Source organism: Neobacillus nitrireducens (assembly GCF_030915405.1).
In the GTDB taxonomy this organism is placed as follows: Bacteria; Bacillota; Bacilli; order Bacillales; family Cytobacillaceae; genus Neobacillus.
The window spans coordinates 2,882,525-2,907,268 of record NZ_CP133262.1 but is presented as its reverse complement, the minus strand read 5'-3'; the positions used below and the strand labels follow the sequence as shown (position 1 = coordinate 2,907,268).

General features: G+C 40.9%; 19 protein-coding genes. 18 read left to right on the top strand and 1 reads right to left on the bottom strand.

Annotated features, from left to right (window positions below; all coding sequences use genetic code 11):
• The 4 genes from purM to purD are packed head-to-tail and all read left to right on the top strand — an operon-like array spanning position 1 to position 4,438.
• The gene (purM, locus tag RCG22_RS13915) at positions 1-1,035 is read left to right on the top strand and encodes a phosphoribosylformylglycinamidine cyclo-ligase (RefSeq protein ID WP_098263961.1); all 1,035 of its coding nucleotides are present in this window, start codon (positions 1-3) and stop codon (positions 1,033-1,035) included.
• Positions 1,032-1,634, top strand: coding sequence for a phosphoribosylglycinamide formyltransferase (gene purN, locus RCG22_RS13910; protein ID WP_308103473.1), 603 nt, complete (start codon positions 1,032-1,034; stop codon positions 1,632-1,634). The genes purM and purN overlap by 4 nt, the downstream gene beginning before the upstream one ends.
• Entirely contained in the window at positions 1,609-3,147 is a 1,539-nt protein-coding gene (gene purH, locus RCG22_RS13905) for a bifunctional phosphoribosylaminoimidazolecarboxamide formyltransferase/IMP cyclohydrolase (protein ID WP_098263959.1), read from the top strand. The genes purN and purH overlap by 26 nt, the downstream gene beginning before the upstream one ends.
• 19 nt (positions 3,148-3,166) lie before the next feature.
• Complete coding sequence (gene purD / locus RCG22_RS13900) at positions 3,167-4,438, top strand: phosphoribosylamine--glycine ligase (RefSeq protein ID WP_308103472.1); 1,272 nt, start codon at positions 3,167-3,169, stop codon at positions 4,436-4,438.
• Between the two features lie 236 nt (positions 4,439-4,674).
• Here the strand turns inward: purD and RCG22_RS13895 are convergent, their stop codons facing one another.
• Positions 4,675-4,980: a YgaP family membrane protein gene (locus RCG22_RS13895; RefSeq protein ID WP_308103471.1), complete on the bottom strand. Its 306-nt coding sequence runs from the start codon at positions 4,978-4,980 to the stop codon at positions 4,675-4,677.
• A gap of 170 nt (positions 4,981-5,150) precedes the next feature.
• Here RCG22_RS13895 and RCG22_RS13890 point away from each other — a divergent pair, with 170 nt between their 5' ends.
• From RCG22_RS13890 to nirB, 14 genes are all read left to right on the top strand, one after another.
• Positions 5,151-6,896, top strand: a complete 1,746-nt coding sequence (locus tag RCG22_RS13890) for an adenine deaminase C-terminal domain-containing protein (protein WP_308103470.1) — start codon at positions 5,151-5,153, stop codon at positions 6,894-6,896.
• A gap of 26 nt (positions 6,897-6,922) precedes the next feature.
• Positions 6,923-7,135 carry a hypothetical protein gene (locus RCG22_RS13885; RefSeq protein ID WP_308103469.1) on the top strand — a complete coding sequence of 71 codons (213 nt, stop codon included), beginning with the start codon at positions 6,923-6,925 and terminating at the stop codon, positions 7,133-7,135.
• Between the two features lie 26 nt (positions 7,136-7,161).
• Entirely contained in the window at positions 7,162-8,211 is a 1,050-nt protein-coding gene (locus RCG22_RS13880) for a DUF3048 domain-containing protein (protein ID WP_489685534.1), read from the top strand.
• Between the two features lie 22 nt (positions 8,212-8,233).
• Entirely contained in the window at positions 8,234-8,548 is a 315-nt protein-coding gene (locus tag RCG22_RS13875; RefSeq protein ID WP_166255809.1) for a YerC/YecD family TrpR-related protein, read from the top strand.
• Between the two features lie 303 nt (positions 8,549-8,851).
• On the top strand, positions 8,852-9,556 hold the full coding sequence (pcrB, locus tag RCG22_RS13870) for a heptaprenylglyceryl phosphate synthase (protein WP_308103466.1): 705 nt from the start codon (positions 8,852-8,854) through the stop codon (positions 9,554-9,556).
• 47 nt (positions 9,557-9,603) lie between these two features.
• Positions 9,604-11,874 carry a DNA helicase PcrA gene (gene pcrA, locus RCG22_RS13865; RefSeq protein WP_308103465.1) on the top strand — a complete coding sequence of 757 codons (2,271 nt, stop codon included), beginning with the start codon at positions 9,604-9,606 and terminating at the stop codon, positions 11,872-11,874.
• Between the two features lie 65 nt (positions 11,875-11,939).
• Entirely contained in the window at positions 11,940-13,949 is a 2,010-nt protein-coding gene (ligA, locus tag RCG22_RS13860) for an NAD-dependent DNA ligase LigA (RefSeq protein ID WP_308107161.1), read from the top strand.
• A gap of 12 nt (positions 13,950-13,961) precedes the next feature.
• The gene (locus tag RCG22_RS13855) at positions 13,962-15,134 is read left to right on the top strand and encodes a CamS family sex pheromone protein (RefSeq protein WP_308103464.1); all 1,173 of its coding nucleotides are present in this window, start codon (positions 13,962-13,964) and stop codon (positions 15,132-15,134) included.
• Positions 15,135-15,512: 378 nt separating this feature from the next.
• Entirely contained in the window at positions 15,513-17,060 is a 1,548-nt protein-coding gene (gene pruA, locus RCG22_RS13850; protein WP_308103463.1) for an L-glutamate gamma-semialdehyde dehydrogenase, read from the top strand.
• Positions 17,061-17,330: 270 nt separating this feature from the next.
• Positions 17,331-18,482 carry an SLC13 family permease gene (locus tag RCG22_RS13845; protein WP_308107160.1) on the top strand — a complete coding sequence of 384 codons (1,152 nt, stop codon included), beginning with the start codon at positions 17,331-17,333 and terminating at the stop codon, positions 18,480-18,482.
• A 485-nt stretch (positions 18,483-18,967) separates the two neighbouring features.
• Positions 18,968-19,225: a hypothetical protein gene (locus RCG22_RS13840; protein WP_141525567.1), complete on the top strand. Its 258-nt coding sequence runs from the start codon at positions 18,968-18,970 to the stop codon at positions 19,223-19,225.
• A gap of 23 nt (positions 19,226-19,248) precedes the next feature.
• Positions 19,249-20,235, top strand: coding sequence for a hypothetical protein (locus tag RCG22_RS13835; RefSeq protein WP_308103462.1), 987 nt, complete (start codon positions 19,249-19,251; stop codon positions 20,233-20,235).
• Between the two features lie 526 nt (positions 20,236-20,761).
• The gene (gene ltrA / locus RCG22_RS13830) at positions 20,762-22,036 is read left to right on the top strand and encodes a group II intron reverse transcriptase/maturase (protein WP_308103460.1); all 1,275 of its coding nucleotides are present in this window, start codon (positions 20,762-20,764) and stop codon (positions 22,034-22,036) included.
• 282 nt (positions 22,037-22,318) lie between these two features.
• Entirely contained in the window at positions 22,319-24,742 is a 2,424-nt protein-coding gene (gene nirB, locus RCG22_RS13825; RefSeq protein ID WP_308103459.1) for a nitrite reductase large subunit NirB, read from the top strand.
• The last annotated feature ends 2 nt before the right edge of the window (positions 24,743-24,744 follow it).

Genomic DNA, 24,744 nt, shown 5'->3' with positions numbered 1-24,744 from the left:
GTGGCAAATGCGTATAAGCAAGCAGGCGTTAATATCGAAGCAGGATATGAAGCAGTAGAAAGAATGAAAAAGCATGTTCAAAAAACAGCCCGGGCTGGCGTCCTTGGCAGCTTGGGTGGATTTGGCGGCATGTTCGACCTATCGGCACTCCAGTTAAAAGAACCCGTTTTGGTGTCAGGCACCGATGGGGTGGGCACGAAGCTAATGATTGCTTTTTGGATGGATCAGCATGATACGATTGGGATCGATGCGGTCGCCATGTGTGTGAATGATATTGTTGTTCAAGGGGCTGAGCCCTTGTTCTTTCTAGATTATATTGCCTGCGGAAAAGCTCAGCCTGAAAAAATTGAGGCAATTGTCAAGGGGATTGCCGATGGCTGTGAGCAGGCTGGCTGTGCACTTATTGGCGGTGAGACAGCTGAAATGCCAGGATTGTATAGTGAAGATGAGTATGATTTAGCCGGATTTACAGTAGGAGCTTGCGAGAAGTCACAGCTTATCACGGGCAAAACGATTCAAGCGGGAGATGTGCTGATTGGTTTAGCATCGAGCGGTATTCACAGCAATGGTTATTCACTCGTTAGAAAAGTGTTTAATGACTGGCCGTTACTAGATTTTGTTGATGAACTCGGTTGTACATTAGGAGAAGAATTGCTCAAGCCTACAAAAATTTATGTGAAACCTATTTTGTCTGCGTTGAAAAAGTTCCCATTAAAAGGGATGGCTCATATAACTGGCGGCGGATTTATTGAAAATATTCCGCGCATGCTGCCACAGGGTCTTGGTGCTGAGTTGTATGAAAAGAACTGGGAGATCCCAGCTATTTTTAAACTGCTATCTTCGCACGGACAAATTAATTACTCCGAGATGTATAATATTTTTAACATGGGAATTGGAATGGTTATTGCTGTCGATCCGGAAAATGCAGCAAACCTGTTAGAGCATTTTAACCAATCTGGAGAAACCGCGTATGAAATTGGTGTAGTAACAGGGAATGAAGGAATTCACATCAATGCGCAAGGTGGCCACCTATGAGGAAGATTGCTGTATTTGCATCAGGAAGCGGAAGTAATTTCCAAGCTCTTATTGATGTAGTTCAATCGGGCCAACTGGATGCGGAGATTTCGCTACTAGTTTGCGATAAACCAGGTGCTTATGCGATTGAAAGAGCAAGAGCTGCGAAGATTCCAAGTTTTGTCTTTACCGCAAAGGACTATCCTGGTAAGGAACAGTACGAAGAAGAAATTTTAACCCAATTAAAGAAGTCTGGGGTTGAATTCATTGTCCTTGCCGGTTACATGCGTTTGATTGGTTCGAAATTATTAGCTGAATTTAAAGGAAGAATCGTCAATATCCACCCCTCATTGCTTCCTGCTTTTCCAGGCAAAGATGCGGTTGGGCAGGCATTGGCTGCTAAAGTCAAATGGAGCGGTGTCACCATCCATTTTGTTGATGAGGGTATGGATACGGGTCCGATTATTATTCAGGAGCGGGTCCGACTTGACGAAGGTGAAACAAAAGAAAGCCTGCAACAGAAAATACAACAAAGAGAACACAAGCTTTATCCGTCCGTACTTCAAATGCTATTGACACAAGGAGATGTAGTAAATGACACAAAAGCGCGCACTCATTAGTGTTTCTGACAAAAATGGAATTACTGAATTTGCCAAGCAATTAGTCAGCCTCGGATATGAACTAATTTCTACAGGTGGAACAAAAAAAGCCCTTCAAGAACAGGGGATTCCCGTTCTTGGCGTGAGTGATGTCACAGGGTTTCCGGAAATTTTAGAAGGCCGTGTAAAAACATTAAATCCATTGATCCATGGCGGCTTGCTCGCGAAACAGGATGACGCTGCCCATCAACAACAGTTAGATGAGCATGGAATTCAGGCTATTCAATTGGTTTGTGTTAACTTGTATCCTTTCCAACAAACCATTGCGAAACCAAATGTTACTGTTGACGATGCGATTGAAAACATAGATATCGGCGGTCCAACCATGCTTCGTGCCTCTGCCAAAAACCACCAATATGTAACCGTGGTTGTGGATCCGGCGGATTATCAGACGGTTATCGACGAGTTAAAGGCTGAGGGTGCAACCAAGTTTGAAACAAGAAGAAAGCTTGCAGCGAAAGTTTTCCGTCACACGGCAGCCTATGATGCCTTAATTGCGGAATACATGACCCAATTGGCAGAAGAAGAGAACCCTGAGCAATTAACGGTTACCTACGAATTAAAGCAAACCCTTCGTTACGGGGAGAATCCTCATCAACAGGCAGCTTTTTATAAAAAGCCACTTGGCTCAACGTTCTCGATTGCTAATGCTGTGCAGCTTCATGGCAAAGAACTATCTTATAACAATATCAACGATGCGGATGCAGCCCTTCAGATTGTTAAAGAGTTTTCCGAACCTGCGGCTGTAGCTGTAAAACATATGAATCCATGTGGTGTGGGTACGGGGAAAACGGGATATGAGGCATTCACTAAAGCATTTGCGGCGGATCCCGTTTCGATTTTTGGCGGAATTATTGCATTTAACCGTGAAGTGGATGCCGAAACAGCGGGCAAGCTTCATGAAATTTTCTTAGAAATTATTATTGCACCATCCTATTCAGAAGAGGCGTTAGCTATCTTAACAGGGAAAAAGAATCTGCGCCTGTTAACGATTCCTTTTAATGAGGCAAAAAAACCTGAGCGAAAAATGACAACGATTGAAGGCGGATTGCTTGTTCAGGATCAAGATCGTTACACATTGGAAGATGCCACTGTCACGATTGCAACAAAAAGACAACCAACAGAAGAAGAATGGGCAGCTTTGAAGCTAGGCTGGAAGGTTGTTAAACATGTGAAGTCCAACGCCATTGTTGTTACGGCAGAGGATATGACGATTGGAATTGGTGCCGGCCAGATGAACCGAGTAGGTGCAGCTGAAATTGCCCTTAAGCAAGCAGGGTCAAAAGCAGAGGGGGCAGCCCTTGCATCTGACGCCTTTTTCCCAATGGATGACACCGTGGAAGCAGCAGCGAAAGCCGGAATTACCGCAATTATTCAACCGGGCGGCTCGATCCGTGATGTAGATTCAATTAAAAAAGCAGATGAGTATGGGATAGCAATGGTATTTACAGGAGTAAGACATTTCAAACATTAATCGGGTGGAGGGCATTCGAATGAACGTACTGATTATTGGCCGCGGCGGTAGAGAACATGCGATTTGCCGAAAAGTAAGTGAAAGCTTGAATGTAGAAAAGGTATTTGTTGCACCGGGCAATCCCGGAATGGCAGATGTCGCAGAGCTTGTGACGATAGCGGAATCGGAACATGAACAATTGCTTCAGTTTGCGAAAGAAAAGGGTGTGGGCCTAACCATTATTGGCCCCGAGGTTCCTTTGCTGGAAGGTCTTGCTGATAAATTTGAAGCGGCTGGTTTGGCAGTATTCGGTCCGCGTGCCGCAGCAGCGGAAATTGAAGGAAGCAAGTCCTTCGCAAAGGAATTAATGAAAAAATACAATATTCCTACGGCTGACTATGCTGTGTTCACGAATTACGAGGATGCCCGGAACTATATAGAAGAAAAAGGTGCGCCGATTGTTATTAAAGCAGACGGATTAGCGGCAGGAAAAGGTGTCACCGTTGCGCTTACGAAAGGCGAGGCACTTGCAAGTATAGAAGAAATGCTCATTGATGCGAAGTTCGGGGCAGCGTCTTCACGTGTTGTCATTGAAGAATTTTTAGCAGGTGAGGAATTTTCCTTGATGGCGTTTGTAAACGGTGAGGTTGTCGTGCCGCTTGAAATTGCTCAGGATCACAAACGCGCCTTTGATGGCGATCTTGGTCCAAATACAGGAGGAATGGGTGCCTACTCACCCGTTCCGCAAATTGGTGAAGATACCGTTCAAACGGCTGTAGAAACAGTCCTTATTCCGGCAGCAAAAGCAATGGTCGAAGAAGGAAGAAGCTTCTGCGGTGTGTTATATGCCGGTTTGATCAAAACAACAGAAGGTCCAAAGGTAATTGAATTTAATGCCCGCTTTGGCGATCCTGAAACACAAGTAGTCTTGCCGAGGTTAAAGTCAGATTTCGTTCAAGTCGTGTTGGAGCTCTTAAATGGAGGATGTCCCGCTCTTGAATGGGATGAACAGGCTATGATTGGTGCCGTAGTGGCTGCGAAAGGGTACCCTGAAGCATACGAAAAGGGTGCAGTATTAACGGGCTTAACGGATATTAATCGGGAAGTTTTCACTTTTCATGCTGGAACTGCTAAAAATGAAGAGGGCGAGTTTGTCACGGCTGGCGGCAGGGTGCTGCTTGTAGGGGCCAAAGCTGGTAGTATCGTGGAAGCGCAGGAAAAAGTGTATCGTGAACTTGAAAAGCTAACATGTGATGGTATATTTTATCGAAAAGATATCGGTGCAAAGGCCATCTTACCTGTTACGCGTTAACGGGTTTCCACATCCCGGCATTTGAAGGGCTGACCACTAAGGGTCAGCTCTTTTTTTAGCTAAAAAAAGGGGGAATTTGACTCAATTTATAAAAATTCAAACTTTTATACAAAATATTAGATTATTCAACCAAAATTTTAATTATTTATACGAAATATCGAATTTTTCAACCAAAATTTATATTATTTTTACAATAATTGTATAATTTTTACAAATACTATCTCTTCAAATCCACCTCAAGTCGGATTATACGGTACCAGCTCATTACTATCCCCATTCGCAAGTCCTTCCATTCCATCCATTGAATCCATCGCCCGATCGTGATCCTCAATCATGCACTGACATTTTTCAAATAAAGCGGTCAGCGGACAATAGCGGACAATGCCCTCAGCCACCTTCATTGCTGCGCACATGGCGATAAACAAATAAGAATCTCTCCAAGGGTGTTTGACCAACTTAGAGGTTGTCCAGGAAAGAAGCGTTAATCCAATCGTAATCCGAATTAATGCATTGATCAAACTAATATTTGGTTTAACATTCATTTTGTGCACTCCTTCACAAATTGTTTACAATAATTATCAATTCTTTAATGCGTTAAACAATAAAATATGATAATATTGTATCTAAAGAATTTTTTGTAAGGGCTTTCTTTATTGTTAAATCAACTTATTATTATATAGATAGTTTTTTTGAAAAAGGGGAGGGAAGACGTATGCTAGAGCAACGCTACCGCTGGAAAAATAAACACTTACGTACGCATGTATCCGTATTGGATGGAAAAACGTCTCCAACCATTTTATTGAAAAACGCCTTGTATTTAAATCAGACGTTTAAAAAGTGGTTAAGAGCAAATATTTGGATTTATGAAGATCGGATTGTTTACGTGGGTGAGAACTTACCAATACAGCTCGAAAACTGTGAAGTCATTGATTGTACCAATGAAATAATTGTTCCGGGATACATTGAACCACATGCCCATCCGTTTCAATTATATAATCCCCTAACACTGGCTGCATATGCATCTCAGTTTGGGACGACAACCTTAATTAATGACAATATGGCCTTGATTTTACATTTAGAAAAAAGGGAAGCGTTTACATTATTGAAAGATCTTCGGTCGATTCCAACAACAATGTATTGGTGGAGCCGTTTTGATTCACAAACAGAAATATTGAATGAGGAAGAAATTTTTTCACATAGTAATGTTAAATCATGGCTTGAACATGATGCGGTTCTTCAGGGCGGAGAATTGACAGGGTGGCCAAAACTGCTTGATGGCGATGATATGATGCTCCATTGGATTCAAGAGGCAAAACGGATGCGCAAGCAAATTGAAGGTCATTTCCCTGGTGCTTCGGAAAAAACCTTGGCAAAAATGATGCTGCTTGGTGCCGATTGTGACCATGAAGCAATGACCGGTGAAGAGGTTTATAACCGCTTAATGCAAGGGTATATGGTGAGCATAAGGTATTCATCCATTCGTCCCGATTTGCCAAATATACTGGATGATATGAAGCGATTAGGTATAGATGCTTATGATCGATTAATGTTTAATACTGACGGCTCATCCTCGACCTTTTATGAGCAAGGAGTGACCGATGCGATGATTCGTATTGCGATTGAAAAAGGAGTACCCGCGATTGATGCGTATAATATGGCAACTGTCAATATTGCCCGTTATTACAATATTGACCATCTTCATGGGAATATAGCAACTGGCCGGGTAGCTAATATTAACTTCTTATCGAGTATTGAAAATCCAACACCTGTGTCTGTCCTTGCAAAAGGGAAATGGGTAAAACGGGATGGACAACAAGTGCCCGGTGCGTATCCTCCGATTGGTTGGGATGAATATGGTCTAAAGCCGATGGAGCTGGATTGGGATTTAACGTTAGATGATATGCAATTTTCTATGCCATTTGGGATCAAGATGGAAAACGCTGTGATTACAAAGCCATATTCCATTTCCATTGATGCTTCCGCAGATGAACTGCCAATGAATCACGATGAATGCTTCTTCACATTAATCGACCGAAATGGGAAATGGAGGATAAATACGCTCTTAAAGGGATTTGCCACTACCTTATCCGCATTGGCCAGTTCTTATTCAAGTACAGGCGATATTATTTTAATAGGAAAAAACAAACAAGATATGCTCCATGCTTTTAATAGAATGAGAGAATTAGGCGGTGGGATTGTAATGGTTGAGGATAACCAGGTTGTTTGTGAACTGCCATTATCCTTACATGGAATTATGTCCAATCTTCCAATCGAAGAATTAATGAGCCAAGAAAAAAGACTGCTGATTGAGTTAAGAGAACGAGGTTATACATTCTCAGATCCTATTTACAGTCTGGCCTTTTTCTCGGCAACACATTTGCCTCACATTCGGATTACGCCACGAGGAATGTACGATGTGATGAATAAAACAGTACTCTTTCCGTCAATAATGCGTTAAACTGTTAGTGAGTAAAGAGCTAAAGTATGAAAGTGTCTTTCTTTAATGAAACAGTATTAACGGTCATTGTTGATTTTATTACCAAGTTGATTGGAGCGGAAGGCGCGAAGACTCCTGCGGGAGGACGGGGCAGGGGAGACCCCGCAGGCGCAAAGCGCCGAGGAGGCTCCCCGGACCGCCCGCGGAAAGCGAAGCGCCTGGAGCGGAAATCAACAGCTAAGTTAACACAGCATTATTGAAAGTAAATAGGAGTGTGTTCATGAAAATGAAAAAATGGGCTGTTTTTATGATAGCTTTCCTGTTACTACTTTCTGGTTGTAGTGATAAGGAACAGGTTAAGGGACCCGTCAAAAAGGAAAAGCCGGTAACCCAAACAGAACCGAAACAACCGGAAGAGCAACAAGTCAACCCATATTTTTATCCATTAACAGGGGTGGGCTCTAAGGTAGACACGGATACCAGAGCAGTAGCCGTGATGGTTAATAATCACCCAAAAGCAAGACCGCAATCGGGTCTGACTAAAGCTGACATCGTCTATGAGATTCTGGCAGAAGGTGATATCACGCGCTTCTTGGCCATATTTCAAAGTGAAAAGCCAGCAAATATAGGTCCTGTTAGGAGTGCAAGGGATTATTATATTTACTTGGCAAAAGGACTTAATGCCCTATATATTGCACATGGTTATAGTCCGGAAGCAAAGGAAATCCTGAATGGTAACTATATTGATAATTTAAATGGAATGGTTTATGACGGGACGCTATTTAAACGTTCTAAGACCCGAAGAGCACCTCATAACTCCTATATTACGTATCAAAACATTTTAAAGGGTGCAAAGCAAAAGAAATATTCGATGGAAAAGGGACCGGCCCCATTTAAGTTTTTCACAGAAGAAGAAAGTAAGAATATAACGGGGGCCGATGCAAGAACCGTCAAGATTACTTACTCTAAGGGTGGAATTTCTAATTCCATGTTTAAATTTGATGCAGCCACAGGCAAATATAAACGGTTTTCAGGCGATGCGCAAACGGTTGATTTAGATTCAAAGGATCCTGTGCTACTTGATAATATTTTTATTATTGAAGCTAAGCATCAGTTTATCGATTCTTATGGGCGTAGAGATATCGATTTAGAGTCCGGCGGCAAAGCATATTTGCTCCAAAAAGGAAAGGTAAACCAAGTGGAATGGAAGAATAAGAGCGGTGAACTTGTTCCAGTCAAAGATGGCGTAGAAGTTCCGCTTGTCCAGGGAAAAACATGGGTCAATGTGGTTCCAACAAAACCTGGTCTTGAGAAGATTGTCACGTTAACTAAATAGATAATTTAAAGGGGTAAAGCATATGCAGATAAATAAATTACGAGGTAAAGAACTGGATCAATTATTTCAAGCCGTTCTTTCATTAAAAGATCTTGAAGAATGCTATCGCTTTTTTGACGATTTGTGCACAATAAATGAAATTCAATCCTTAGCACAGCGTCTTGATGTAGCAAGAATGCTTCGCGATGGCAATACGTATCATAAAATTGAAACGGAAACCGGAGCGAGTACTGCCACAATTTCACGGGTAAAACGTTGCTTGAACTATGGTAACGACACGTATGAAATGGTACTTGAACGACTTAAGAGCGAAACCACTGCAACTGAACAGGAATAACCAAACCGGAGACAACGCTCTTCGGTTTTTTTTTGAATCCAGCTCCAGCGCCCAACGGCTAGTGGACTTCGCTCTCCGCCCTACGATAAGTCAACATCGAATCGCTATCGCTCTTCGTGTTTCCTTTATCTCAGTTGGAGCGCTGCTCCAGTCCATACGCCGCTTAACGGGCGCCTCCGCTTTTTTTTGCAAATCAAAATACTGGTTATGATTTCTATATTTAGATTTAGTGTTTTCTTTTTTTATCGAAACGGCTAGTGCTATAATGGTGTAATGGATTAATGATATGGGAGGATCTTTTTGATGTATGATTTTCGCGAGTGGCGGCATGTGTTCAAACTCGACCCTAATAAAGAACTATCTGATGAACGTTTAGAAACAATCTGTGAATCAGGAACCGATGCCATTATCGTTGGCGGTACAGATGGGATCACCTTAGAAAAGGTCCTCGATTTAATGGCAAGAATTCGCCGCTTTTCGGTTCCATGTGTCCTTGAAGTATCGTCGATTGACACCGTTACACCGGGATTTGACCTTTATTTTATTCCAACCATTTTAAATAGCAGTGATACAAAATGGATTACGGGACTTCACCACGAGGCTGTGAAGGAATTTGGTGATGTCATGGATTGGGAAGAAATTGTCATGGAGGGCTATTGCATCTTAAACGAAGACTGCAAAGCCGCAAAACTGACAAATGCGAATACAAACCTTACGAACGACGAGGTAATTGCCTGCGCGGTAATGGCTGAAAAAATGTTTCAGCTTCCGATATTTTATCTTGAATATAGCGGTAAATATGGTGATGTGGACCTGGTTGCGGGTGTGAAAAGGTCGCTTGAAAAGACTGTCCTTTTTTATGGCGGAGGAATATCAACCATTGAGCAGGCCAAAGAAATGGCCAAGTATGCAGATGTCATTGTCGTCGGAAATGCCATTTATGAAAATTTTGAGCTTGCCTTGGAAACAGTAAAGATGGACCCGCGAATTGCTAAAATAGAAAAATAGAGTTATGATAAAAATAAGAACATACGTTTGTTATGGTGGTGGATGGAATGCAATATTTAACTGATAAGCTATTAAACGGACTGAATCCGGAGCAGCAAAGTGCTGTAAAAGCAACCGATGGACCGCTATTATTAATGGCTGGTGCCGGAAGTGGTAAGACAAGAGTGCTGACACATCGAATTGGCTATTTGATTGTAGAAAAACGAGTCAATCCTTACAATATTTTAGCAATTACGTTTACCAATAAAGCAGCAAGAGAGATGAGAGATCGGATTGGGAAAATGATGGGCGGGGCGGCCGAAGAAATTTGGATTTCTACCTTTCACTCGATGTGTGTAAGGATATTGCGCAGAGATATAGACCGTATCGGTTTTAATCGTAACTTTACGATTCTTGATTCGACCGATCAGCTATCGGTGGTCAAAGGAATTCTTAAGGATAAAAATATTGATCCCAAGAAATTTGATCCGCGTGCTATTCTAGGAGCGATTAGCTCAAGCAAAAATGAGTTGATTGAACCGGAAGAGTATAAGAAAACAGGCGGTGGCTATTTCGAAGATGTCGTAGGTAATGTATACGAAGAATTCCAGAAACGATTACGAAAGAATCAGGCGCTCGACTTTGATGACCTCATTATGTTGACGATTCAATTATTTAATCGGGTTCCTGATGTGCTCGAATATTATCAACGCAAGTTTCAATATATTCATGTCGATGAGTATCAGGATACAAACAAAGCACAATATCTGTTAGTCAAACTGCTTTCAAGCCGGTTTAGGAATCTGTGCGTGGTAGGGGATTCGGACCAATCGATTTATCGCTGGCGCGGAGCGGATATTGCGAATATCCTTTCGTTCGAAAAAGATTACCCGAACGCTACAGTTATTTTACTAGAGCAAAACTACCGTTCAACCAAAAGGATTCTCCTAGCGGCGAATAAGGTCATTCAGAATAATCAAAACCGTAAAGCGAAGAATCTTTGGACTGAAAATCCCGAAGGGAACAAACTTGTTTATTACCGTGCTGACAGCGAGCAGAGTGAAGCGCAATTTGTTGCCGGGAAAATTAAAGAATTAACGCGGAATAGTGAGCAAAAATTAACCGACATTGCCATTCTTTATCGCACGAACGCTCAGTCCCGGGTGATGGAGGAAGTGCTCCTTAAATCGAATATCGAATATTCCATCGTCGGCGGAACCAAGTTCTATGACAGAAAAGAAATTAAGGATATGTTAGCTTATTTACGGCTGATCTCCAATCCTGATGATGATATCAGCTTACGCCGTGTCATAAACGTTCCGAAGCGGGGAATTGGGTCAAGTTCCGTCGATAAAATTGCTAATTTTGCCGACATGCACGATTTATCCCTTTTCCAAGCACTTGAGTCTGTGGAACTATTAGGATTAAGTCCGAAGATTACTAAAGCAGCTCGGGAATTCCGTGATCTAATCGGAAATTATACCAATATGCAAGAGTTTCTGTCGGTTACCGAACTAGTGGAAGAAGTGTTAGAAAAATCCGGGTACCGTGAAATGCTCAAAGCGGAAAAATCGCTTGAAGCCCAAAGCCGACTCGAAAACCTTGAGGAATTATTATCTGTTACAAAGAGCTTTGAGGATTCCAATGAAGATAAGAGCCTTGTTGCCTTTTTAACCGATTTAGCCCTTGTGGCGGATATAGATGCTCTCGAGGATGATGGTGAAAAGAAGGCTGAGGCCATTACGCTCATGACCTTGCACTCAGCTAAAGGGTTGGAATTCCCGGTTGTCTTCTTAATTGGTATGGAAGAAGGCGTCTTCCCTCACAGCCGATCATTAATGGAAGAAGTAGAAATGGAAGAAGAGCGCCGTCTTGCCTATGTTGGAATCACAAGAGCAGAACAAACGCTATTCCTTACAAATGCACAAATGAGAACATTGTATGGTCGAACCAATATGAATCCACCTTCTCGTTTTATAAAAGAAATCCCTGAGGACCTGATTGAAGGGGTTGAACCTTCTGAGAAAAAAGTGAATTCACCGTTTGGTTCAACTGGAAAATCGTTTGGTTCCGCACGGAGCGCATCGTTCGGAACGCCGAAAACATCATTTGGCACACCCGCTGCAGCCAGAAAACCAGTTATGCGCCCAGTTTCCGCTCCTTCCGGTGATGAGTCCGGTTGGAAGGTTGGCGATAAAGCCCAACATGGGAAATGGGGAATCGGCACTGTTGTTAGCGTAAAAGGTCAAGGGGAAGGTACGGAATTAGATATTGCTTTTCCAAGTCCGGTTGGAATCAAACGCTTGTTAGCTAAATTTGCTCCGATTACTAAAGCCTAAATATAGGAGTCTTCATGAGTGGCTCCGGGGCTGCTCATGAAAATTTTGATGAAAGGACTGGTTATATGGACCTTCATAGTGCAGAAAAAAGAATCCTTGAAATAAGCAGCCGATTAAATCACTATGGCTATGAATACTATGTATTGGACAAACCTACGGTACCAGATGCCGAATATGACAAGTTAATGCAGGAATTGCTCGTGCTTGAAGAAAAATTCCCGCAATTAAAAACAGCCGATACTCCGTCACTAAGAGTGGGCGGTGCCGTGCTCGATCTGTTTGAAAAGGTTGAACACCGTACCCCGATGCTGAGTCTTGGCAATGCGTTTAACGAACAAGATTTAAGGGATTTTGATCGTCGCATCCGTCAGGCTGTCGGTGAAGACATTTCTTATGTTTGCGAGTTGAAAATTGACGGACTGGCTGTTTCTTTACGATATGAAGAGGGTTTTTTTGCACAAGGGGCTACCCGTGGTGATGGAACGATTGGGGAAGATATTACCGCTAATGTAAAAACGATTAAATCCGTTCCGCTTCGTCTGCGTGAAACTGTTTCTTTGGAGGTTCGTGGTGAGGCGTACATGCCAAAACGTTCGTTTGAAGCATTGAATCAAACAAGGGAGGAACGAGGCGAAGAGCTATTTGCTAACCCAAGAAATGCTGCGGCTGGATCGCTCAGGCAGCTTGACCCGAAAATTGCAGCCTCTAGAAGGCTGGATGTCTTTTTATATGGCATTGGAAATATCAGTGAAAACAGCGGGATTGACTCTCATAGCGAAGGTCTTGATTATTTAGATCGTCTTGGTTTTAAAACGAATCAAGAGCGAAGCAAGTGTGCATCGATTGAAGAAGTAATAGAATATGTAAATAGTTGGGTCGAGAAGCGTCCGAAGCTTCCTTATGAGATTGACGGTATCGTTATAAAAGTAGATTCCTACGCTCATCAGGCAGCACTTGGAACAACGGCCAAAAGTCCGCGCTGGGCGATTGCCTATAAGTTCCCTGCCGAAGAAGTGGTCACCACACTTTTAGATATTGAGTTAAGTGTCGGGAGAACGGGTGTGATTACCCCAACAGCGATTCTTGAGCCGGTCAAAGTAGCAGGTACAACTGTACAGCGAGCATCGTTACATAATGAGGACCTAATCCGGGAAAAGGATATCAAGCTTGGCGACAAAGTCGTTGTTAAAAAAGCAGGCGATATTATTCCAGAGGTAGTCAATGTACTCGCTGACCAGCGGACGGGGGAGGAAGTGGAATTCCACATGCCGACTCATTGTCCCGAGTGTGAAAGTGAGCTTGTCCGTTTGGAAGGAGAAGTCGCTTTACGCTGTATTAACCCAAAATGTCCTGCACAGCTCCGCGAAGGTCTGATTCATTTTGTATCAAGAGTTGCGATGAACATTGAGGGTCTGGGGGAAAAAGTCATCAGTCAGCTCTTTGCCGAAAAGTTAATTGCGGATGTAGCCGATATTTATAAGCTGACACGTGAACAGCTTTTAGCCCTTGAAAGAATGGGAGAGAAATCTGCAACCAATCTCATCAAAGCAATCGAGATTTCGAAGGATAATTCTTTAGAAAAGCTTTTATTTGGACTTGGGATTCGTCATGTAGGTGCCAAAGCTGCAAAAACATTAGCTCAGGCATTTGGTTCAATGGACAAACTTACACAAGCTTCTAAGGAAGATTTACTGTCGATTAATGAAATCGGTGATAAAATGGCGGAATCTATCGTTGCTTATTTTGAAAAAGAAGAAGCAGTCGAGTTAATCAACGAATTAGTCGCAGCCGGCGTTAATATGGAATATAAGGGCACCAGACCCGTTAGCGCAGAAGAATCCGATTCTATTTTTGCTGGAAAAACCGTTGTTCTTACTGGTAAGCTAGAACGGTTGTCCAGAAATGAAGCAAAGGATAAAATCGAAGCGCTTGGCGGTAATGTAGCTGGCAGTGTCAGCAAAAAAACACATCTTGTCATTGCCGGTGAAGAGGCAGGTTCAAAATTAACCAAAGCACAAGAGCTTGGAATCGAAGTATGGGACGAGGAGAAACTCCTAGTTGAATTAAATAAATAAGAGGTGTATGACGTGAGAAAGTTCTCATTGCTCGCTCTCTCCCTTGTCTTTTTGCTAAGTGCCTGTGCACCAAATTTTCAGAAGCAAAATGAAGTGGTACAAACGAAGGAGAAAGTGAAAGGGAAGGCAATTATTCCAAAGTATAATATTTCCGACAGCTATTATCGGACGATTTTGCCGTTTGAACCAGGGGAAGCACGCGGGTTGGTGGTAAATAATATTAATACACGGTATGACTTAAACGAGTTTGAAATGGGCTTAATGCGAATTGCCCAAAATTCATTTGATACGGAGAAATATTTGTTCCGTGAAGGACAGGAAATCAAAGGAAAGACCATCAAACTTTTGTTAAACCGTAAATATACAAAAGAGCAGTTTAACGCTTTACAAAGGGACAACAAAGAACTAAAAGAATCGGAGAATATCGGACTAAACCCTGTTGATACGGGTAAAAAGGGTGAGCCGAGTTCACCAATCTATTTAGCGCATATTTTGGAGCATGACTATTTAATAAAAAATGAGAATGATAAGGTAACGCTCGGCGGAGTTACAATTGGCCTTGCCTTAAATTCTATTTATTATTATAAAAAGACATCTGATGGTGATACCTTTGAGCAAAAAATTCCTCAATCAGAAATGGTACGGGAAGGCAAGAAAATTGCCGCAGAGGTCGTCAAGCGGATGAGGAACATAAACTCCCTAAAGGAGATTCCTATTACGATTGCCTTATTTGAACAGGCAAGTAAATCTTCTGTCGTTCCTGGAAATTTCATTACCTATTCTACTGTCGATAAAGGTAGTGCTACACTAAACAGTTGGGAAAATGTAAATGAAAAGTATTATCTTTTCCCTTCCAAGGACGCACAGGATGAACATCGTGATGATGTCACTGCGTTTTTAAATTTTAAGCAGGATGTGGAAGAGTATTTTCCTAACTATAATGGTGTAATTGGCAGAGCCTTTTATATGGGTGATCAGCTTCAGGATTTGAGTATTACCATTCCGATTCAATTCTACGGAAAAACAGAAGGAATTGGGTTCACACAGTATGTAACAGGACTTGTCATGGAACATTTTCCGAAGTATTTATCTGTTTCGGTCAGTGTTACGTCTGTAGACGGACCTGAGGCACTAATCGTCCGCAAGGCGAATGAAACCGAACCATTTGTCCATATATATCAATAAGATCCGGCATCAATGCCGGGTCTTTTTTTCATTTCCAAGCAGCTCCAGCCCGATTTTTGTTTGAATTTAGGTCTTAATTACGATTCGCTGATAGAACACGGAAATTCGCTGATAGAATATCATAATTCGCTGATAGAACCTAATAATTCGCCGATAGAATGTTTTCCTATCCGATTAAAGAGCATATAGAAGGATATATACAATGAAAAACAACAAAATTTAACGTATAAATCACTAAAAAAGAGGTATACAATACTTTTCATGGCGTAGAAGCCCTCTTTTTTAGTGGGTATCGACAATTATTGCGGCATAGAAATGAATCGTGTTAGAATGAACAGTGGAGTGAAAACGTTTTTATTACATAGGAGGGTTTAACAAATGGTACAACCTTACAAACACGAACCATTTACAGATTTTACGATTGAAGAAAACCGTCAGGCCTATCTAAAGGCGTTACAAACAGTAGAAGGATATTTAGGTCAGGATTATGACCTCGTAATTGGCGGAGAAAGAATTGCAACCGAGGATAAGATTGTTTCCTATAATCCATCTAATAAGGAAGAGGTCATTGGCCGCGTTTCAAAAGCAAGCCAAGATCTTGCTGAAAAAGCAATGCAAGCGGCTGTCGAAGCCTATAAAACTTGGAAAAAAGTAAAACCAGAAGTTCGCGCGGATGTTTTATTTAAAGCAGCAGCCATTATTCGCCGCCGCAAACACGAATTTTCTGCTCTAATGACAAAAGAAGCAGGGAAGCCATGGAGAGAAGCCGATGCAGATACGGCTGAAGGAATTGACTTCCTTGAATATTATGGGCGCCAAATGCTCGCACTTAAAAATGGGGTACCCGTTCAAAGCCGTCCGAATGAATTTAATCGTTATGACTATATACCGCTTGGCGTAGGTATCATTATTTCTCCATGGAATTTCCCATTTGCGATCATGGCAGGAACCACAGTTGCAGCGATTGTCTCCGGGAATACAGTGCTTCTAAAGCCAGCATCAACGACACCTGTGGTTGCAGCGAAGTTTGTTGAAGTCATGGAAGAAGCGGGTCTTCCTAAAGGTGTTCTAAATTTCGTACCAGGAAGCGGTTCGGAAGTGGGCGACTATTTAGTTGACCATAAAGATACACGCTTTATCAGTTTCACAGGTTCACGCGATGTCGGACTTCGTATTTTTGATCGTTCTTCTAAAGTAAACGAAGGTCAAATTTGGATGAAACGTTTGATTGCAGAAATGGGCGGTAAAGATACCATTGTCGTTGATAGTGAAGCAGACCTTGAGCTTGCTGCTCAATCAATTACTGCAGGTGCATTCGGATTCTCAGGTCAAAAATGTTCTGCATGTTCACGCGCAGTAATCGTTGAGGATGTATACGACCAAGTATTAAATCGTGTCGTTGAATTAACAAACCAGTTAACAGTCGGCGATCCTACAGAGCAAGCTACATTCATGGGTCCGGTTAACGACAATAATGCCTTCAAAAAAATTATGGATTATATTGAAATCGGTAAGAACGAAGGCAAGTTATTGGCTGGCGGCGAAGGAGATAACTCGAAAGGTTACTTCATTAAACCAACAGTTATTGGAGATCTGGCTCCTAAAGCACGGATTATGCAGGAAGAAATTTTCGGGCCTGTGGTTGGATTCACAAAGGCAAAGAACTTTGATGAGGCGATTGAAATTGCAAACAACACAGAGTACGGCTTAACCGGTGCAGTTATCACTAATAACCGTGCTCACATGGAACAAGCCCGTGAAGACTTCCATGTTGGTAACCTATACTTTAACCGTTCATGTACTGGCGCGATCGTTGGCTATCAACCATTTGGCGGCTTCAACATGTCCGGAACTGACTCTAAAGCAGGTGGTCCTGATTACTTGCTGCTTCATATGCAGGCAAAAACTACGTCTGAAATGTATTAATTTATTTTGAAAGTAACCCCCTTCTCAAGCCGAGAAAGGGGGTTTGTTATTATTCGGGTACGTTTATCACAAAAGGGACTGTAAATACTTTGTCCTTATGCTGAAATTCCCCCATGCCCATCAAGTCAAGACTAATCATAACCCTCATAACGATAAAACGTAATTTTTTCTGTGATTTCATGGAAATGATGGTATTTTTTAAGTGCATTGAAGTTCCAAATGCAAGAAACAGGGGTGTGTAGTAGAATAGATAGTACTGGAGGGGGATTGATGAAAGAATATATTTATGTGGAAAACGAAGAAAAAGTGAAATTGAAATTTGGAATTTTAAAAAAAGACATTGTATTTACCATATCACTCTTGTTAGCAATCGTAAGCTGTTTATTCCATGCACCAGAACTAGAATATATAAATTTTAAAGTATTAGTCAGTTTATTTAATCTTATGCTCGTAGTGAAGGCTCTGGAAGATCTTAAACTATTGGATAAGTTCGCCATTGCTATACTGAGTAAATGTCATAATAGTAAAAGTGTTTCAGCAATCCTAATTTTATTATGCTTTTTTAGTTCCATGCTTGTAACGAATGATGTGGCATTAATAACATTTGTACCATTAACACTTATAATTAGTAAGATTATACAAACTTCTATGTTAGATACTATTATACTAGAGACAATTGCGGCTAACATCGGAAGCAGCTTAACTCCAATGGGAAATCCTCAAAATCTTTTCATATTTACTAACTACGGAATAAGGCCTATACAATTTTTTTCAACAATCCTTCTTTTAGTGGTTCTTGGAATTATTCTGTTATTCTTTCTTAATCAAAGATTGAATAGTAAAACATTGGAAATGGAACTTCCGTATATTCCTATAATAAATAAAAAAAAGGCAACAGTATGGGGAATACTATTTGGCATCATATCTGCATCCATACTAGGGGTTTTAAGCTACAAACTTGCGTTCATCATCGCATTGGGAACAGCATGTATACTTGATATAAAATTATTGAAGAAAATTGATTATTTATTGCTTATTACTTTTATATGTTTTTTTATATTTATAGGAAACATATCGGAATTAAAGGTAGTACACACATTTGCCAGCGAAAATCTCAAAAGTCCCACATCAATCTTTTTCAGTTCCATAATTTTAAGCCAACTGATAAGCAATGTACCAGCTGCGATCTTTTTATCAAAATTCTCCGTGAATTGGCAGCCTTTATTAATAGGTGTGAATTTAGGTGGACTTGGTACGATTGTTGCTTCCCTCGCAAGTGTAATTTCATTTAAACTTTTTATTAAGAGAGATCCACAAAAAAGTAAAATGTACCTTATAAGGTTTAGCTTTTATAACTTTTCGATTTTAGCTCTTTTAACTCTTGTTTATTATTTTACGATGAAATATCAAAATTTCTTTTAATACAAAGTAATAGGTTTAAATAACTTTGGGTCCTACCAATATAAAAAACCCAATTTCTCAAATTTTAATACTGAGAAATTGGGTTTTTTATATTGGATTTGCCTTAACATATGCCTATAGGGGTACCATCCCATGCCTATCTAGCTAAGGCAAATCATTATCTCCCAAACGACAAAAACGCTATTCTTTCTGTAATATCATGGTAAGGATGTGTTTTTTTATGTGGCCTTTTTTCAGTAACATAGACATTGCAATTTAGAAACGGTTCTATTCTGTGCATTCGTTAATGTTTAGCTTGATGGGCATGTGAAATTACCCCAAATCATATAAAATGACTTATTCGGAAAAAATAGTCATAAGATCACTTTAGGACGATTTAAAATTTATATGACCCTCAATATGTCCATAATTAACCAATAGTAGAATTATATGCCATCAACATAGTTATCTAACTTGAAAAAAATGATAATATAGAGAAAAGGGAATTGAGGAAGTATAAGTATGGAGGAGTAAAGTTGATTCCATTTTATTTCATGCACGTTACAACAGTTGAACATAGTGAAAATTTACTTTGGACATTTTTGATCTGCAACGTCTTTGTTGTCAGCGCCGGTATTGTTTTTACCTATAAATTATTCCGTCAGAAAAACGTTCGGGTAGCGGGAATAACTTTTGCGATTGCTCTAGCCGTCAATTATATCCTTATCGCAATCTTTGGCGATATATTTGACTTACTGGGATAAACCAAAATGGGGAGATGAGATCGTTGAAATATTACCTTTTGTGGGTCCTTGCCTTTCTATTAAAATTTATTGGGTCTGCCTGGGATGCTTCATATCATTTTAAATATTTATTTGAGGAATACTCAATTCCCCATATTGTTAATACGCTCGGTTTTGTCTTAGGGGCGGTTTTGTTACTACAAGAGTGGCGTCGCTCACATCATATGGAGCGATTTTCTAGAAATTTGATAACGATCGGCTACGTCATATTCCTAATTGGAATTCCCCTGGATTTTACCTACCATATTGCCTATGGAATTGATTTAACCACCTGGAGTCCTACCCATTTTATTTATTATATTGGTACCGCAATGATGATTTTTGGGGTTTGGCGCGGTTACTTTCTGTATACGAGAGAGATTCCACCGTCATGGAAGTCACTTCATACTTTGTTTGCGATGTTTCTCCTCGAATGCTTGATGTTTCCAAATATGCAGCAGGAAAACGGAGCGATTTCTTACCATCAGTACATTCAAGGAAAATCAATTGCCTCACAGGAAATTCTAGATTTAATTTCAAACCCTGCCTCGCAGATCTTTGGAGGGATTCCAGAATGGGTATATCCCATTTATTCCATCTTAATGGTTGCGCTTTTTACGATTCTAATCATTCGATATTGTCGAGATTATACCATCCCTGTGATGGCAACAGCCCTGTATATCCTGTTAAGGTTCGTTGGTAAAGCGACATTTGCAGCAGTGGGTTATCCAACCTCGTATGTACCAATTACGCTATTATTGATTCCCTTACTGTATTTATTGTTTAAAAAGGTCCACTGGATTGCTGGTTTAACGGGTAGTATAGCCTATTTTCTTACCTTGTTTGTAATCCATCAAACGAATATTCTCGTTACACCGCCTTTGGACCTATGGGAGCTCGGACCCGTTGCCATTATAGGGATTCTAGTCCCAGTGGTGAATTCATATGTAAAATTATTTACCTTCTGTAAAAGAGATAAACAACATGCATGAAAAGGGTGCCTGACACCCTTTTTTATGTGTGCCAGGCATGGCAACTATCTAGGTGGTGAAAGTCCACTGTGGGGGTACACATCGACCAACCACTAAGGAAGCGCAAGGTACTTACTGTGAGGTAAGGGCTGGAGGAAGCGTGGAATAAAATCTTGGCTCGACGAACAGAAATCTGATACTAAGGCTTTATAAAGGGACGAGACTCCATAACAAGTTAAAGTCCAAAAGATGTGCGTAACTTTATAGAGTAAATCAGGCGAGTAAAAGAGGAAAGATAGTTGTCTTACCCTGGGAGGTCTTGCGGATGTACAATAGTACAGTCGAAAACGGTTAATCGCAAGAAGTCAGCAGAAGCCATAATAGTGAAATTAAAATCATGAAGGGCTGAACAATTTATAGTGTTTCAACACCACGAATGCGTAAGTGACGTACTCCGAATGTGTTAATGGGAAAGTATGAGCGTACCTCAAAGGATAACCAAAATGGGAGCTATCACTTACTACGTGAGAGGAAAGGAGAAACGAGTGTGGAACTTTTAGAACAGATTCTAAGTAACCAAAATATGAATGAAGCTTACTTGCGTGTCTTTAGAAATAAAGGTGCGAGTGGAGTCGATGGAGTAACAGTCGGTGAACTAAAACAATATCTAAAAGAGAACAAGGATGAGCTTCGCCAGCGCATCAGAACAAGAAAATACCAACCACAAGCTGCCTTAAGAGTGGAAATCCCAAAAGAAAATGGCAAGATGCGCAAGTTGGGAATACCAACAGTAGTGGATAGAGTAGTTCAACAAGCCATTCATCAAGTTCTCAGTCCGATATTTGAAAAGCAATTCAGCGAATTCAGTTACGGCTTTAGACCAAAAAGAAGCTGTGAGATGGCTATTATAAAAAGCTTGGAATTTCTGAATGATGGACACGATTGGGTAGTAGACATTGACCTAGAAAGATTCTTCGATACAGTTCATCATGATAAACTCATGCGAATTATTGCCAACACAATTGATGATGGTAATGTCATCTCGTTAATCAGAAAATACTTAGTAAGTGGAGTTATGGTAAATGGGAATTATGAAGAGACTCCCGTTGGGACTCCGCAAGGAGGAAACCTCAGTCCATTATTGAGTAATATTATGTTAAACGAACTAGATAAGGAATTAGAAAGTAGAGGATTGCGTTTCGTTAGATACGCAGATGACTCCCTAATCTTTGTGAAGAGCGAGAAAGCAGCGAACAGAGTAATGAAGACAATCGTGAGATTTATAGAAGGAAAATTAGGGTTAATAGTTAATGCAGAAAAGAGTAAAATCTCTCTCCCAAAAGAGTTGAAATTCTTAGGATTTGGATTTTACTATGATTTTAAAACTGAGAGATACCAAGTGAAACCACACCCAAAATCATTACAGAAATTTCAAAGAAAGCTTCGGAAATTGACAAAGCGAAACTGGAGTGTTCCGCTAGACTACCGAATATTGAAACTAAAACAAGTCATATTCGGATGGGTAAATTACTTCAAAATCGCTAACATGAAAGAAGCGACGAAACGAATAGATTCGAAGCTACGTTCGAGGATTAGGGTAATTATCTGGAAGCAATGGAAGGTACCTGGGAAACAAATCAAATCACTGATTCAACTAGGTATTCCGAAGGAAGAAGCGAAAGGATTATCCTTCTGTCGAAAAGGTTATCGGTATATAGGATTATCAAAAGTTGTTCAAAGAGCAATTTCAAACAAAAGACTAAAGCAGAGGGGAATACCCTCTGCCTTAGAGCACTATCTAAAAGTACACACTGTAATATAAATTGAAACGCCGTATACGCGAACCGTACGTACGGTGTTGTGAGAGGGGCGAAAATAAATTAAGTTATTTTCCCTCTACTCGATTTTTGCATAATATTAATAGTGTTTTTCTATCAGTCACTATCAGAATTGGTTTATGGCTATTTTGTGAAATTTTTCACATATTGGTTAGAATGTGACGAACTTCACAATTTTTATCATCGCTAGCATTTACAATTTAGCTATAAAGAAAACCTTGTTAACGTACAAAATTAATGATGTAACCTATAAGGAGCGATCATAAATGAAAAAATTAGTGATGATTGGTAATGGTATGGCAGGCGTAAGAACGATTGAAGAAATTCTCAAAGTAGCAACTGAACCATTTGAAATTACTATTTTTGGCCAAGAACCATATCCAAACTATAACCGGATTAAATTATCCAATATCCTGCAGGGCGATACAAACTTCGAAGATATTATTATCAATCCATTAGATTGGTATAAAGAAAATAATATTCAATTATTTACTGGCGAAGCGATTGTTAACATTAACGTTGAGGAACAGCGTGTAGTAAGTAATCTAGGCAGGGAAGTCGAGTATGATGAATTGATTATTGCCACAGGCTCGAATTCTTTCATCCTGCCCATTCCAGGTGCAGACAAAATCGGTGTGACCGGATTTCGTGATATAAATGATTGTGAAATGATGATCAAGTCAGCGCAGCAGTATAAAAGGGCGGTCGTCATTGGTGGCGGACTCCTCGGACTCGAAGCGGCAAGAGGACTATTAAACTTAGGGATGAAAGTCGACGTGGTTCATTTAATGCCGCATCTCATGGAGCGTCAACTGGACCCCGTTGCATCCTCTTTACTTAAAGCAGAGCTAGAAGCGCAAGGTATGAATTTCCTCATGGAAAAAGAAACCGTAGAGATTCTAGGCAACGAACGTGTGACTGGTCTTCGTTTTAAAGATGGCGCCCAAGTGGAAGCCGACTTGGTTGTGATGGCAATCGGGATTAAATCTAATATAGAAGTTGCAAGAAACAGCGGAATCTATGTAAATCGCGGGATCGTGGTCAATGACTTTATGGAAACAAGCGTCCCTCACATTTATGCTGTTGGGGAATGTGCAGAGCACCGCGAGATTGTCTATGGCTTGGTGGCCCCATTGTATGAACAAGGAAAGGTGCTTGCCAACCGTATTTGTGGGAATCTTGGCGAACCATATCAAGGCTCAGTTACGGGAACACAATTAAAGGTAGCAGGTGTTGACCTGTTTTCTGCTGGTGAGATTTTTGAAGATGGTACAACCAAATCGATCATGGTTTATAACGAGTATGATGGTGTTTATAAAAAAATCTTAACAAGAAATAACATGATTGTTGGTGTTGTGCTATATGGTGACACCAAGGATAGCACCAAGTTATTCCGGATGCTGACGAAAAAAGAAGATATCAGCGGAATGACCAGCATTTCAGTGCTGCAATCCGAATGCAGCGCAGAAGGCGGAAATGACGATGTCGCTTCAATGGCAAATGATGAATTAGTCTGCGGCTGTAATGGCGTGACAAAAGGTGCTATCGTCGAAGCCATCAAAACGCAAGGGTTAACAACGTTAGACCAGGTGAGCCATTGCACGAACGCCGGCCGTTCATGTGGACGGTGTAAGCCGATGGTAAGCAGTATTCTTGCACATACACTTGGGGATCAATTTGATGAAGCAGCGGCACAAAAGACAAGCCTTTGCGGGTGTACCACACTAAGCCGTGATGAAGTAGTAGCTGAAATTAAAGAAAAAGGCTTAACTAGTGTGAAAGAAGTTATGAATGTCCTAGAGTGGAATAACGAAGAGGGCTGTACCAAATGCCGTCCGGCTATCAACTACTATCTAGGCATGATTCATATGGATGAATACAAAGATGATCGTGACTCCCGTCTTGTTAATGAAAAAATGCATGCTAATATCCAGAAGGACGGAACCTATTCAGTTGTACCAAGAATGTACGGCGGGGTAACGACTGCTGCTGATTTGAAAAAAATCGCCGAGATTGCCGAAAAGTATGAGGTACCACTTGTAAAATTAACAGGTGGCCAACGAATTGGCTTGTTCGGAGTGAAAAAAGAAGACCTGCCAGCGATGTGGGAAGAGTTAGATATGCCATCCGGTTATGCCTATGGAAAGACACTTCGGACAGTCAAAACATGTGTGGGTGCACAATTCTGCCGCTACGGAACACAAGATTCGATGGCACTTGGAATCGAACTGGAAAAGAAATTTGAACGCCTAGATACACCACATAAAGTAAAAATGGGTGTGTCTGCTTGCCCACGAAATTGCTCTGAAGCAGGTATTAAAGACATTGGTTTTGTTGGCATTGATGGCGGCTGGGAAATTTATGTCGCAGGTAACGGGGGTGTCGACCTCCGCGCAGGTGACCTCCTATGTACGGTGAAAACGCAAGCCGATGTAATGGAAATGACGGGGGCTTACCTGCAATATTATCGTGAAACAGCCAATTACCTAGAGCGTACTTCTAAATGGGTCGAACGTGTAGGATTAGACAACGTGAGAGAGGTTCTTGCCAACGAGGAAACGCGAAAAGCATTGAACGAGCGCATGGATAAGACATTGAAAAAGTATATTGAGCCTTGGAATGAAGCGATCCAGAGTGAAGAAATTCAAGATAAATATTATGCAAAACATACAATCAAGGTGGGGGAGTGATT